Here is a 13,282-nt window from a genome sequence, read left to right on the forward strand (position 1 = left end):
AAAAATCTCCTCAGCAGTCCAGTGGGTTGCGTTTTTCCGGGTTGATACCGAACTTGGTGATGGCCTCGGCCACGACCTTAGGTTCGATGTCACCACGGTCAGCCAAGGCTTCCAGGGCTGCCAACACCACGAAATGACGGTCGACTTCGAAGAAGTGACGCAGCTTCTTGCGGCTGTCACTACGGCCGAAACCGTCGGTGCCCAGGACTTTGAATTCCTTGGACGGGACCCACTGACGAATCTGTTCGGCGAACAGCTTCATGTAGTCGGTAGAGGCGATGACCGGGCCCTTGCGGCCGCTCAGGCACTCTTCGACATAGCTCAGCTTAGGCTTCTGGCCCGGGTGCAGACGGTTGCTGCGCTCGACTGCCAGGCCATCGCGACGCAGTTCGTTGAAGCTGGTAACGCTCCAGACGTCCGCGCCCACGTTGAATTCTTCACGCAGGATCTTCGCCGCTTCACGGACTTCGCGCAGGATGGTGCCGGAGCCCATCAGCTGTACGTGGTGCGCCGCTTCGCGGGTGTCTTCCTCGAGCAGGTACATGCCCTTGATGATGCCTTCCTCTACACCGGCCGGCATGGCTGGCTGCTGGTAGGACTCGTTCATCACGGTGATGTAGTAGAAGACGTCCTGTTGCTCTTCGGTCATCTTCTTCATGCCGTCCTGGATGATCACCGCCAGCTCGTAGCCATAGGTCGGATCGAAGGTGCGGCAGTTCGGGATGGTGCCCGCCAGCATGTGGCTGTGACCGTCTTCGTGCTGCAGGCCTTCACCGTTGAGGGTGGTACGGCCGGCAGTACCGCCGATCAGGAAGCCACGGGTACGGCTGTCGCCAGCGGCCCAGGCCAGGTCGCCGATACGCTGGAAGCCGAACATCGAATAGAAGATGTAGAACGGCAGCATCGGCTGGTTGTGGCTGGAGTACGAAGTACCGGCTGCAATGAAGGAGCTCATGGCGCCCGCTTCGTTGATGCCTTCCTCGAGGATCTGGCCCTTCTTGTCTTCGCGGTAGAACATCACTTGGTCTTTATCGACTGGCTCGTAGAGCTGGCCGACGGACGAGTAGATGCCCAACTGACGGAACATGCCTTCCATACCGAAGGTACGGGCTTCGTCCGGGATGATCGGCACGATGCGCTGGCCGATTTCCTTGTCCTTGACCAGTTGCGCGAGGATCCGCACGAAGGCCATGGTGGTGGAGATTTCGCGGTCGCCCGAACCGTCGAGGATGGCCTTGAGGGTATCCAGTGGCGGAGTCGGGATGTTGAAGCTCTTGGCGCGACGCTGAGGCACGAAACCGCCCAGTGCGGCACGACGCTCGCTCAGGTAGCGGGCTTCGGCACTGCCTTCTTCCGGCTTGAAGAACGGCAGGTTTTCGATCTCTTCGTCCTTGACCGGAATGTCGAAGCGGTCGCGGAACAACTTCAGGCTGTCGACATCGACTTTCTTGGTGTTGTGCGCGGTGTTCTTCGCTTCGCCGGCGCCGGTGCCATAACCCTTGATGGTCTTGGCCAGGATGACGGTCGGTTGCTCTTTGTGGTTGACCGCTTCGTGGTAGGCCGCATAGACCTTGTACGGGTCGTGGCCGCCACGGTTGAGTTTCCAGATTTCGTCGTCGGACAGGTCTTCGACCATCGCCTTGAGTTCTGGCGTGTTGAAGAAGTGCTCACGTACGAAGGCGCCGTCTTTGGCCTTGTAGTTCTGGTACTCGCCGTCGATGACTTCGTCCATGCGGCGTTGCAGGATGCCGTCGGTGTCCTTGGCCAGCAGTGGGTCCCAGAAACGGCCCCAGATGACCTTGTTCACATTCCACTGGGCGCCACGGAACACGCCTTCGAGTTCCTGGATGATCTTGCCGTTGCCGCGAACCGGGCCGTCGAGGCGCTGCAGGTTGCAGTTGATGACGAAGATCAGGTTGTCCAGCTTCTCGCGGCCGGCCAGGGAGATCGCGCCCAGGGATTCCGGCTCGTCGCACTCGCCGTCGCCCATGAAGCACCAGACTTTCTGCTTGCCCGGCTGGATGAAACCGCGGGCTTCCAGGTACTTCATGAAGCGTGCCTGGTAGATCGCCTGGATCGGACCCAGACCCATGGAGACGGTCGGGAACTGCCAGAAATCAGGCATCAGCCATGGGTGCGGGTAGGAGGACAGGCCGTTGCCGTCCACTTCCTGACGGAAGTTGTTCATCTGGTCTTCGCTGATGCGGCCTTCCATGAAAGCGCGAGCGTAGACGCCAGGGGAGGCGTGGCCCTGGAAGTAGATCAGGTCGCCGCCATGTTCTTCGGTTGGCGCCTGGAAGAAGTAGTTGAAGCCGATGTCATACAGCGTCGCACTGGAAGCGAAGCTGGAGATGTGACCGCCCAGGTCAGAATCTTTCAGGTTCGTACGCATGACCATGGCCAACGCGTTCCAACGTACCAGCGAGCGAATGCGGCGTTCCATGAACAGGTCGCCAGGCATGCGTGCTTCGTGGGTAACGGGAATCGTGTTGCGGTACGGCGTGGTGATGGCGTAGGGCAGTTGCGAGCCGCTGCGGGTCGCGAGTTCGCCCATACGGGTCATCAGGTAGTGAGCACGGTCTTCGCCTTCTTTGTCGAGAACCGATTCCAGGGCGTCCAGCCATTCCTGGGTTTCGACGGGATCGAGGTCTTGCATGGCTTGCTCCAGGGCGGAAAGGCTTCCAGAATCGGTTGCCTGAGTTTGCGACTGGCCTTGTGGGCAGACGATAAAATTCTTGGATTGCCGGAGGTTGATACGGCGGCGTGTAGTTTTACTACAAATCGTCGGCCATTTCAGCCTTTCGAATGTATAGACGAGTAGTAAAACTACAGAAGATTGGCTTGTGGCCTCCTGCTGCGTTGTGAGAATAATCGTTACTGTTGGTCGATTTCCAACACCAATGGGTAAGAATTTGATGCTAGCTGCCAAAATAATAAAAAATTCAGCTATTTCTAACTTTTGTTCGACAGTCCTTCAAGGGCCGCGCCCGCAGAATTTGCCCCGACCGCCCCTTTCTACGCCGATCAAGGATAGCCCATGAGCCTGCCCGCGCTTGCCGAACTCCCAGCGACTCTCCTGCCTTTTGTCAGCCGTGCGGAGCAGTCGTTCCGTAGTGCCGTGTCGACCCTGGACGACGATCACGGGCTCGCCGCCTGGACCCCCGAGCGCTGGGCCGAGTTCGCCCGGGTGAGCGCCGCCAGCGACTTTTTCATTGAACAGAGCCTTCGTGACCCTTTGATGTTGCTGGAGCTGGTGCGCGGCGGCGAACTCGACCGCGGCTTTGGCCCGGGCGAGCTGTGCGCGCAGATCGCCGCGGCGGTGCAGCAGGCCACCAGCGAAGACGAGCTGGGGCGGGTGCTGCGGCGTCAGCGCAATCGTCATCAGGTGCGGATCATCTGGCGCGACCTGACACGCCAGGCGGATCTGGTGCAGACCTGTCGCGACCTCTCGGACATGGCCGACGCCTGCATCGACCAGGCCTATCAATGGTTGTACCAGCGCCACTGCGAGCAGTTCGGTGTTCCCACCGGCCGGCGCAGCGGCGAGCCGCAGCAGATGGTCATCCTCGGCATGGGCAAGCTGGGTGCCGTCGAACTGAACCTGTCGTCCGACATCGACCTGATCTTCGCCTACCCCGAAGGCGGGGAGACCGTGGGCGTGAAGCGTGCGCTGGATAACCAGGAGTTTTTCATCCGCCTGGGGCAGCGTCTGATCAAGGCGCTGGACCCGATGACCGTCGACGGTTTCGTGTTCCGCGTCGACATGCGCCTGCGGCCCTACGGTTCGGCGGGCGCCCTGGTGCTGAGCTTCAATGCGCTGGAGCAGTACTACCAGGATCAGGGCCGCGACTGGGAGCGCTACGCGATGATCAAGGCGCGGGTGGTGGCGGGTGACCAGATCGCCGGCGCGCAGTTGCTCGACATGCTGCGGCCCTTTGTCTATCGGCGTTACCTGGACTTCTCGGCGATCGAAGCGCTGCGCACCATGAAGCAGCTGATCCAGCAGGAAGTGCGGCGCAAGGGCATGGCCGACAATATCAAGCTGGGCTCCGGCGGGATTCGTGAAGTCGAGTTCATCGCCCAGGCTTTCCAGCTGATCCACGGCGGGCGCGACCTGAGCCTGCAGCAGCGTCCTCTATTAAAGGTGCTGACCACCCTGGAGGGGCAGGGTTACCTGCCGCCCGCGGTGATCGCCGAGCTGCGTGAAGGTTACGAATTCCTGCGTTACACCGAACATGCGATCCAGGCGATCGCCGACCGGCAGACGCAGATGCTGCCGGACAATCCACAGGACCAGGCGCGTATTGCCTTCATGCTGGGTTTTGCCGACTGGGCGGCGTTCCATGAGCGGCTGATGTATTGGCGCGGTCGGGTGGAATGGCACTTCCGTCAGGTGATCGCCGATCCGGATGAAGACGAAGGCCACGAGTGCGAAGTGGTGGTCGGTGGTGAATGGCTGCCGTTGTGGGAAGAAGCCCAGGACGAAGAGGCTGCCTGCCGGCAGTTGCAGGAAGGCGGTTTCAATGACGCGCCCAAGGCGCTCAGGGCGCTGGCCGGCCTGCGTGGCAGCCCGCAATTGCGAGCCATGCAGCGTTTGGGGCGCGAACGCCTAGATGCCTTTATTCCCCGCCTGCTGGCCCAGGCGGTGGAACATGCTAATCCGGACCTGGTGCTGGAGCGCGTGTTGCCGCTGGTCGAGGCGGTGGCGCGACGTTCTGCCTATCTGGTACTGCTCACCGAGAACCCTGGGGCCTTGCGCCGCTTGTTGACCCTGTGTGCTGCCAGCCCGTGGATCGCCGAACAGATCACCCGTTTCCCGCTGCTGCTCGATGAGTTGCTCAACGAAGGCCGGCTGTTCAAGCCGCCACTGGCGCCGGAGCTGGCCGCCGAGTTGCGCGAACGCCTGACGCGTATTCCCGAGGACGACCTGGAGCAGCAGATGGAGGCGCTGCGCCACTTCAAGCTGGCTCACCGCCTGCGGGTGGCGGCCTCGGAAATCGCCGGCAGCCTGCCGTTGATGAAGGTCAGCGATTACCTGACCTGGCTGGCCGAGGCGATCCTCGAACAGGTGCTGGCCCTGGCCTGGCGCCAGACCGTGGCCAAATACGGCGCTCCGCAGCGCACCGATGGCAGCTTGTGCGATCCCGGCTTCATTATTGTCGGTTACGGGAAAGTCGGCGGCCTGGAACTCGGGCATGGTTCCGACCTGGACCTGGTGTTCATCCATGACGGCGATCCGCAGGCGGAAACCGATGGCCCGAAACCGATCGACGGCGCGCAGTTCTTCACCCGCCTGGGCCAGCGGATCATTCACCTGCTGACCACCCAGACCAACTCCGGCCAGCTGTACGAAGTGGACATGCGTTTGCGGCCGTCCGGGGCGTCGGGCTTGCTGGTGAGTTCGTTGGGGGCTTTCGCCCGTTACCAGGAGAACGAAGCCTGGACCTGGGAGCATCAGGCGCTGGTGCGTGCCCGGGTGCTGGTGGGTAGCCAGGATGTCGGCCAGGCCTTCGAGAAAGTGCGGGCGGCGGTGCTGGGGCGGGCCCGTGATCTGCCCAAGTTGCAGCAGGAGGTCAGCGAGATGCGGGCCAAGATGCGCGACAACCTGGGGACCAGGGCGACGGCTGCCGGAACCGCGGCAAATGCCTTCGAGGCCACGGCGCCGTTCGACCTCAAGCAGGACGCCGGAGGTATCGTCGACATCGAATTTATGGTGCAATACGCGGCCCTGGCGTGGTCGCAAGAGCACCCGTCATTGCTGCGCTACACCGACAATATCCGCATTCTGGAAGGTCTGGAGGAAGTCGGGCTGATGCCCGCGACCGACGCCAGTCTGTTGCGCGAGGTCTATAAGGCCTACCGCTCCGCGGCTCACCGCCAGGCCTTGCAGAACGAGGCCGGGGTCATCGCCGGCGACCAGTTCGCCAGCGAGCGACGGGAGGTATTGCGGATTTGGCGCGAGCTGGGGCTAAGCTAGGCAGCGTGCGCTGCGTTGCCACAAATGTATCCGGCGAGCCAGGTTGCGGCTCGTCCACAATGAGCTGGCGGTGAATGCCGCAGGGCTGGATTCTCGAGGCGGGGAGGCGTAAGCCTCCCCGGTTCGTTTTTGGAAACCACATGAATATTCTGATCGTTGGGCCCAGTTGGGTCGGTGACATGGTGATGGCGCAGACACTCTTCCAGTGTCTGAAACAGCGCCATCCTCAATGCGAGATCGACGTGCTGGCCCCCGAGTGGAGCCGGCCGATCCTGGAGCGCATGCCGCAAGTGCGGCGGGCCTTGAGCTTCCCGCTCGGCCACGGCGTGCTGGAACTGGCGACTCGTCGGCGCATCGGCAAATCTCTGGTCGGCCAGTACGACCAGGCCATCCTGCTGCCCAACTCGCTGAAGTCGGCGCTGGTGCCATTTTTTGCCGGCATCGCGCAACGCACCGGCTGGCGTGGCGAGTTCCGCTACGGCCTGCTCAACGACGTGCGCACGCTGGACAAAGAACGTTATCCGCTGATGATCGAGCGCTTCATGGCCCTGGCTTACGAGCCGGGCGCCGAGCTGCCCAAGCCGTATCCGCGTCCCGACCTGCAGATCGATCCGGCCAGCCGTGAAGCGGCGCTGGCCAAGTTCGGCCTGACCCTGGACCGCCCGGTGCTGGCGCTGTGTCCGGGAGCCGAGTTCGGTGAAGCCAAGCGTTGGCCGTCCGAGCATTACGCCAAGGTTGCCGAGCTGAAGATCCGCGAGGGCTGGCAGGTCTGGCTGTTCGGTTCGAAGAACGATCACGTGGTCGGCGAAGACATTCGCGCCCGGCTGATTCCTGGGCTGCGCGAAGAGTCGGTCAACCTCTGCGGCGGCACCTCCCTGGCCGAGGCCATCGACCTGCTGTCCTGCGCCGATTCCGTGGTGTCCAACGACTCCGGGCTAATGCACGTGGCAGCGGCGCTGAATCGCCCGCTGGTGGCGGTGTACGGTTCGACGTCTCCGGGGTTCACCCCGCCGCTGGCCGACCAGGTCGAGGTCGTGCGCCTGGGCATCGAGTGCAGCCCGTGCTTCGATCGCACCTGCCGCTTTGGCCATTACAACTGCCTGCGCCAGCTGCTTCCAGACTCGGTAGACCAGGCCTTGCAGCGGTTGCAAGGCACCGCGGTCGAGGTTCGGTAAGTGCGGGTACTGTTGATCAAGACCTCTTCTCTGGGCGACGTGATTCATGCGCTGCCGGCGCTGACCGATGCAGCGCGGGCGATCCCGGGGATCAAGTTCGACTGGGTGGTGGAAGAGGGGTTCGCGGAAATCCCGACCTGGCACCCGGCTGTGGATAAAGTGATCCCGGTGGCGATTCGCCGCTGGCGCAAGAACATCTGGCAGACGATCAAGAGTGGCGAGTGGCGGCGCTTCAAGCAAAGCGTGCGTGCCACCAAGTACGATCTGGTGATCGACGCCCAGGGCTTGCTGAAAAGCGCCTGGCTGACGCGCTACGTCAAGGCGCCGGTGGCCGGCCTGGACAAGCAGTCGGCACGCGAACCCCTGGCGGCGCGTTTCTATTCGCGGCGCCTGGCCGTCGCCCGCGGCCAGCATGCCGTGGAGCGCGTGCGCCAGCTGTTCGCCGTGGCGCTGGGGTATGACTTGCCCCAGGGCCTGGGCGATTACGGCCTGAACGTCGAGAAACTGGTGGAGTTGCCACGGCCCAAGCCGTTCGTGGTGTTCCTGCACGGCACCACCTGGGACACCAAGCACTGGCCGCAAGCCTATTGGCGCGAGCTGGCCGAACGCATGGGCCAGTTGGGCGTCGAGGTCAAGTTGCCGTGGGGCAACCCGGCGGAGAAGGCCCGGGCCGAGCGTATTGCCCAGGGCCTGAGCAACGCCACGGTGCTGCCGAAGCTGAATCTGGCGGGCGTCGCCAAGGTGCTGGCGCAAGCCCGGGCTTGTGTCGCGGTGGATACCGGGCTTGGCCATCTCGCGGCAGCGCTGGATGTGCCGACCATTTCCCTGTTCGGCCCGACCAACCCAGGCCTGACCGGTGCCTATGGCAAGGCGCAGATCCATATGGCCAGCGACTTCCCCTGCGCGCCGTGCCTGCAGAAAAAATGCACCTATCAACCGACGGCTGAAGATCAGCGGCGGTTCGACCTGAAGCGCGAGTGGCCGCTGTGCTTCACGCGTCTGAATCCTGAGCGTGTCGCCAGCCGGCTGAGCAGGTTGTTACTGGCTGAGGAGCTGCGCTGATGCAATTGGCTTTTGTCCTTTATAAATACTTCCCGTTCGGTGGCCTGCAACGGGACTTCATGCGCATCGCCCTGGAGTGCCAGAAACGCGGGCACCAGATTCGCGTCTATACGCTGATCTGGGAAGGCGATGTGCCGCCGGGTTTCGAGGTGCTGGTGGCGCCGGTCAAGGCGTTCTTCAACCATCGTCGTAACGAGAAGCTCAGCGCCTGGATGGAGGCCGACCTGGCCAAGCGCCCGGTGGACCGCTTGATCGGCTTCAACAAGATGCCCGGCCTGGACGTGTACTACGCCGCCGACGGCTGCTTCGAAGACAAGGCGCAGAACCTGCGCCATTCGCTGTACCGCCGCTGGGGCCGCTACCGGCACTTCGCCGAATACGAACGCGCGGTGTTCGCCCGGGATGCCAAGACCGAAGTGCTGATGATTTCCGAGGTCCAGCAGCCGCTGTTCATCAAGCATTACGACACCCCGGTGGAGCGTTTCCACCTGCTGCCGCCAGGCATCGCCCAGGACCGTCGCGCGCCGGCCAACGCGGTCGAGATCCGCGCCGAATTCCGTCGCGAGTTCGCCCTGAAAGACGATGATTTGCTGCTGGTGCAGATCGGCTCCGGGTTCAAGACCAAGGGCGTGGATCGTAGTCTCAAGGCCGTGGCCGCCTTGCCGCCGGAGCTGAAGAAACGCACCCGGCTATTTGTAATTGGCCAGGACGACCCCAAAGTATTCCAATTGCAGAGCGCGGCATTGGGCCTGGGCGAGCATGTGCAGTTCCTCAAGGGGCGCAGTGATATCCCGCGTTTCCTGCTGGGCGCCGACCTGTTGATCCACCCGGCGTACAACGAAAACACCGGCACCGTGTTGCTGGAAGCGCTGGTGGCCGGCTTGCCGGTGCTGGTCAGCGCGGTCTGCGGTTATGCCCATTACATCGCCGAGGCCGACAGCGGCCTGGTACTGGACGAGCCATTGGAGCAGGGACAGCTCAATCAATACCTGAACACCATGTTGACCGACGACGCTGCACGCGCGACCTGGAGCCGTAACGGCCTGGCGTTCGCCGAGACGGCCGACCTCTATAGCATGCCGCAGCACGCTGCGGATGTGATTCTGGCGGAGCAACACTGATGAAGTTGATTCTTGCCGAACCGTTCAAGACCCTTTGGGCCGGACGCGATGCGTTCGCCGAAGTCGAGCGTCTGGACGGCCAGGTCTACCGTGAACTGGAAGCCCGCCGTACCTTGCGTACCGAGGTGGCCGGCGAAGGGTTCTTCGTAAAGATTCACCGCGGTATCGGTTGGGGCGAGATCTTCAAGAACCTGCTCACCGTCAAGCTGCCGGTACTCGGCGCGGGCCAGGAATGGCAGGCCATCCAACGCCTGCAGGAAGCCGGCGTGCCGACCATGACCGCCGTGGCCTATGGCGAGCGCGGCAGCAACCCGGCCAACCAGCATTCGTTCATCGTCACCGAGGAGCTGGCGCCGACCATCAGCCTCGAAGACTTCAGCATCGACTGGGTCAAGCAGCCGCCGCAGCCCAGGCTCAAGCGCGCGCTGATCGCCGAAGTGGCACGCATGACCGGCATGATGCACCGCGCCGGGGTCAACCATCGCGACTGCTACATCTGCCACTTCCTGTTGCACACCGATAAGCCGGTGACACCCGATGACTTCAAGCTCTCGGTGATCGACCTGCACCGCGCCCAGACCCGTCCGGCCATCACCCGGCGCTGGCGCGACAAGGACCTGGCGGCGCTGTATTTCTCGGCACTGGATATCGGCCTGACCCGGCGCGACAAGCTGCGCTTCCTCAAGGGTTATTTCCAGCAGCCGTTGCGCCAGATCCTGAGCGATGAAGCGCCTCTGCTGGCCTGGCTGGAGGGCAAGGCCAACAAGCTCTACGCACGCAAGCAGCGGTACGGAGATGCGCTCTGATGGCGGGTTGGAACCTTGAACCTGGATATCGGGAGCTGGCGCAGGACTTCGGCAGTCTGGATGCGGTCTTTGCCCTCGAGGGCGAACACCTGACCCGCGACCCGTTGTCGGAGGTCATCCGGGTCGAGCGCAACGGCATCAACTATTACGTCAAGCGCTACACCGGCGCCGGCAAGAACCTGCGGCGCTATCTGGGCAAGCCGCGGGTCAAGTCCGAGTGGCAGAACCTCAAGCGTTTCGCCAAGTGGGGCATTCCCACGGCGGAGGTGGTGGCCTGGGGCCTGGAGCGCCGTGGCCTGGCTTACGACCGGGGGGCGATGATCACCCGCGAGCTGCCACGCACCGAAGACCTGTCGGTCCTGGCCGAGCGCAACGACCCGCTGCTGGCCGATCGGGCCTGGGTGGACCGGGTCAGCCAGCAGCTGGCGCGCTACACGCGGATCATGCATGAGCATCGCTTCACCCATAACGACTTGAAGTGGCGCAACCTGCTGATCGACGATGAGGTCCGGCTGTACCTGATCGATTGCCCCAATGGCGATTTCTGGCGCGGTTTCTGGCTCAAGTACCGGATCACCAAGGACCTGGCGTGCCTGGACAAGGTGGCCAAGTATCATTTGTCCGCCACCCAGCGCCTGCGCTTCTATTTGCAGTACCGCCAGCGCACCCGGCTGAATGCCGCGGACAAGTGCCGCATCCGGCATGTGCTGAGATTTTTCGAGGGACGCGAATGACCGATTTCCTGGCGGCTCAGGACCGTGCGTTGCTGGAGCGCCACGGCCTCGACAGCTTCGACGCGTTGTGGGCCAAGCAACTTGAAGCGGTGGACGAGCCCAACACCGATGGTGGGGGCTGGAGCAGCGTGTATCGCCTTGACCTGGAAGGCCACGGCTACTACCTCAAGCGCCAGAGCAACTACCTGACGCGGACCCTGCACCGGCCGTTCGGCGAGCCGAGTTTCGCCCGCGAGTTTCGCAATATCAGCCGCTACCAGCAGCTGGGTATTCCGGCGCTGCAGGCGGCCTTCTTTGGCGAGCGCAAGGTGGCAGGCGAAACCCGGGCGATTCTGCTGACCCGGGCGCTGGATGGCTGGAACGACCTGGATTCGCTACTGCAACAATGGGCGCAGCTGAGCCCGGACCAGCACGCGGCGATCCTGCGGGCCTGCGGCCTGCTGGCGCGCCAGTTGCACGCGGTGCGCCAGGTGCACGGCTGCTTTTATCCCAAGCATATTTTCCTGCGGGCCACCGGCGACGGTTACCAGGCGCAATTGATCGACCTGGAAAAGACTCGTCCGCTGTTGTTCGGCCAGCGTGACCGGGTCAAGGACCTGGAGCCGCTGTTGCGTCGCGCCCCGGTCTGGAGTGAGAGCGATGTGCGCGCCTTGCTTGCGACCTATCTGGATCAGCCGCGGGACAGCTCGCTGGTCGATGCCTGGCTGAATCGCCTGAGTGCACGCCGCAGCCACAAGGAGACTCGTTGATGCGTCTGTCCGAACTTGAACGGGCCGGCCGCGGGCCAAGCCTGCCGTTGAGCCTGGAGCTGGCCGACGCTGCCGGGCCGGCCACGCTGCAGTTGCTCAGCCTGCTGCGGGTGCTTCCGGGGCAGCGCTACGTCGGCGCCGGTGTATGGCGCGGGCGTCCGGTGCTGGCCAAGTTACTGGTGGGCGCCAAGGCGGCGCGGCATTTCCAGCGTGAGCTGCAAGGCGTGCGCTTGCTTGAAGAGCAGGGCATGACCACGCCGTTGCTGCTGGCAGACGGCCTGAAGGAAGGCGAGGGCGGCTGGCTGCTGTTCGAGTTCCTGGAAGGTTCCGAGAGCCTGGGCGATGCCTGGAAACAAGTGGAGTCGTTGCCGGTGTTGGCCGATGAGCAGCAGGCGGTACTCGCCGAGGCCCTGACCGCTATCGCCGAATTGCACGGCAAGGGCCTGTGGCAGGAAGACCTGCATCTGGACAATCTGCTGCGTCATCAGGGCAAGCTGTACCTGATCGACGGCGCCGGGATCTGCGTGGAGCAGGCGGGCAAACCGCTGTCCCGGCAGAAAGTCCTGGAAAACCTCGGGGTGTTTTTCGCCCAGTTGCCCAAGAGCCTGGAGCCCTTCACCGAAGAGCTGCTGGTGCATTACCTGCTGAACAATGCCGAGCATGCCTTGCCGCTGGAAGCCTTGCAGAAGCAGGTGGACAAGGTGCGCAGCTGGCGCTTGAAGGACTTCCTCAACAAGGTCGGTCGCGAGTGCACCCTGTTCAGCGTGCTGCGCGGGCCCTTCGCCTTGCGGGCGATTCGACGCGAGGAAGAGGCGGTAATGCTGCCGGTGCTGGAGCAGGCCGACGCGCTGCTGGACCAGGGGCACCTGTACAAGACCGGTGGCGCCGCCAGCGTCGGCCGGGTCGAAGTGGCGGGCCGCACCCTGGTGGTCAAGCGCTACAACATCAAGGGTTTTGCCCATTGGCTCAAGCGCTTCTGGCGTCCCAGCCGGGCCTGGCATTCGTGGCAGGAGGGCAATCGCCTGGCATTCCTCGGCATTGCCACACCCAAGCCGCTGGCGTTGCTGGAGAAGCGTTTTCTCTGGCTGCGCAGCCGGGCCTATCTGGTGACCGAATACCTAGCGGGGCCGGACATCATCGAACGCTTCGCGCCCTATATCGACAGCGGCGCGGCTCCGGAAGCGGAGTTGCAGGCGCTGGACCGGCTGTTTGCCGAGTTGATCCGCGAACGCATCAGTCATGGCGACTTCAAGGGGCACAACCTGTTCTGGCAAGAGGACCGCTGGGCGCTGATCGACCTGGACTCGATGTGCCAGCATCACAGCTTCGGCAGCTTCGCCCCGGCCTACGCCCGCGACCGTGCGCGCTTCATGCGTAACTGGCCAGAAAGCAGCGCGCTGTATCAGGTCATCGACCAGCGCCTGCCTAAAACCGCCGAACCTTTCGCCGGCTGACACCTGTAGCCGCTGCCGCAGGCTGCGATCGAGCGCGAAGCGGTCGCGCTCTTGAGATCGCAGAAAGGCTCTTCGAGCCTTGTCGCAGCCTGCGGCAGCGGCTACAGATCCCTCGCAGGCCATATTGGGCGCCAGTGCCCGGTGCTGAAACGTCAAGGATCATCCCGCGGCAGGTTTACGCTATAATCCCGCCCTTTAGCTGTT

Annotated in this window: 9 protein-coding genes; 8 read left to right on the top strand and 1 reads right to left on the bottom strand. The window is 63.3% G+C overall.

Annotated features, from left to right (window positions below):
- Positions 1 to 10: 10 nt before the first annotated feature.
- Complete coding sequence (gene aceE / locus C4K27_RS02500; protein WP_007926801.1) at positions 11 to 2,656, bottom strand: pyruvate dehydrogenase (acetyl-transferring), homodimeric type; 2,646 nt, start codon at positions 2,654 to 2,656, stop codon at positions 11 to 13.
- A 381-nt stretch (positions 2,657 to 3,037) separates the two neighbouring features.
- On the opposite strand from aceE, the gene glnE reads away from it, so the two are divergent.
- The 8 genes from glnE (at position 3,038) to C4K27_RS02540 (ending at position 13,078) form a co-directional block, all read left to right on the top strand.
- Positions 3,038 to 5,977: a bifunctional [glutamate--ammonia ligase]-adenylyl-L-tyrosine phosphorylase/[glutamate--ammonia-ligase] adenylyltransferase gene (gene glnE / locus C4K27_RS02505; RefSeq protein ID WP_053259388.1), complete on the top strand. Its 2,940-nt coding sequence runs from the start codon at positions 3,038 to 3,040 to the stop codon at positions 5,975 to 5,977.
- Between the two features lie 140 nt (positions 5,978 to 6,117).
- Positions 6,118 to 7,152 (top strand): lipopolysaccharide heptosyltransferase II, encoded by a 1,035-nt coding sequence (waaF, locus tag C4K27_RS02510; protein WP_007926799.1) that lies wholly within the window; start codon positions 6,118 to 6,120, stop codon positions 7,150 to 7,152.
- Positions 7,153 to 8,214, top strand: a complete 1,062-nt coding sequence (gene waaC / locus C4K27_RS02515) for a lipopolysaccharide heptosyltransferase I (RefSeq protein WP_053259389.1) — start codon at positions 7,153 to 7,155, stop codon at positions 8,212 to 8,214. It abuts the gene before it with no gap.
- Positions 8,214 to 9,335 (top strand): glycosyltransferase family 4 protein, encoded by a 1,122-nt coding sequence (locus tag C4K27_RS02520; RefSeq protein WP_053259390.1) that lies wholly within the window; start codon positions 8,214 to 8,216, stop codon positions 9,333 to 9,335. Before waaC ends, C4K27_RS02520 begins: the two co-directional genes overlap by 1 nt.
- Positions 9,335 to 10,141, top strand: a complete 807-nt coding sequence (gene rfaP, locus C4K27_RS02525; RefSeq protein WP_053259391.1) for a lipopolysaccharide core heptose(I) kinase RfaP — start codon at positions 9,335 to 9,337, stop codon at positions 10,139 to 10,141. The genes C4K27_RS02520 and rfaP overlap by 1 nt, the downstream gene beginning before the upstream one ends.
- The gene (locus C4K27_RS02530) at positions 10,141 to 10,875 is read left to right on the top strand and encodes a lipopolysaccharide kinase InaA family protein (RefSeq protein ID WP_007926795.1); all 735 of its coding nucleotides are present in this window, start codon (positions 10,141 to 10,143) and stop codon (positions 10,873 to 10,875) included. Before rfaP ends, C4K27_RS02530 begins: the two co-directional genes overlap by 1 nt.
- Positions 10,872 to 11,624, top strand: coding sequence for a lipopolysaccharide kinase InaA family protein (locus C4K27_RS02535; protein ID WP_007926794.1), 753 nt, complete (start codon positions 10,872 to 10,874; stop codon positions 11,622 to 11,624). The genes C4K27_RS02530 and C4K27_RS02535 overlap by 4 nt, the downstream gene beginning before the upstream one ends.
- Positions 11,624 to 13,078, top strand: a complete 1,455-nt coding sequence (locus tag C4K27_RS02540) for a lipopolysaccharide kinase InaA family protein (protein ID WP_053259392.1) — start codon at positions 11,624 to 11,626, stop codon at positions 13,076 to 13,078. The genes C4K27_RS02535 and C4K27_RS02540 overlap by 1 nt, the downstream gene beginning before the upstream one ends.
- Positions 13,079 to 13,282 lie beyond the last annotated feature (204 nt).

Origin of the sequence: Pseudomonas chlororaphis subsp. chlororaphis, from assembly GCF_003945765.1 — a bacterium.
Taxonomy (GTDB): domain Bacteria; phylum Pseudomonadota; class Gammaproteobacteria; order Pseudomonadales; family Pseudomonadaceae; genus Aquipseudomonas; species Aquipseudomonas chlororaphis.

Bases quoted from the DNA above. Each gene is read 5' to 3' on its own strand.
- C4K27_RS02540 (WP_053259392.1), top strand. From the start codon at position 11,624: ATGCGTCTGTCCGAACTTGAACGGGCCGGCCGCGGGCCAAGCCTGCCG.
- rfaP (WP_053259391.1), top strand. From the start codon at position 9,335: ATGAAGTTGATTCTTGCCGAACCGTTCAAGACCCTTTGGGCCGGACGC.
- C4K27_RS02535 (WP_007926794.1), top strand. From the start codon at position 10,872: ATGACCGATTTCCTGGCGGCTCAGGACCGTGCGTTGCTGGAGCGCCAC.
- glnE (WP_053259388.1), top strand. From the start codon at position 3,038: ATGAGCCTGCCCGCGCTTGCCGAACTCCCAGCGACTCTCCTGCCTTTT.
- aceE (WP_007926801.1), bottom strand. From the start codon at position 2,656: ATGCAAGACCTCGATCCCGTCGAAACCCAGGAATGGCTGGACGCCCTG.
- waaF (WP_007926799.1), top strand. From the start codon at position 6,118: ATGAATATTCTGATCGTTGGGCCCAGTTGGGTCGGTGACATGGTGATG.
- C4K27_RS02520 (WP_053259390.1), top strand. From the start codon at position 8,214: ATGCAATTGGCTTTTGTCCTTTATAAATACTTCCCGTTCGGTGGCCTG.
- C4K27_RS02530 (WP_007926795.1), top strand. From the start codon at position 10,141: ATGGCGGGTTGGAACCTTGAACCTGGATATCGGGAGCTGGCGCAGGAC.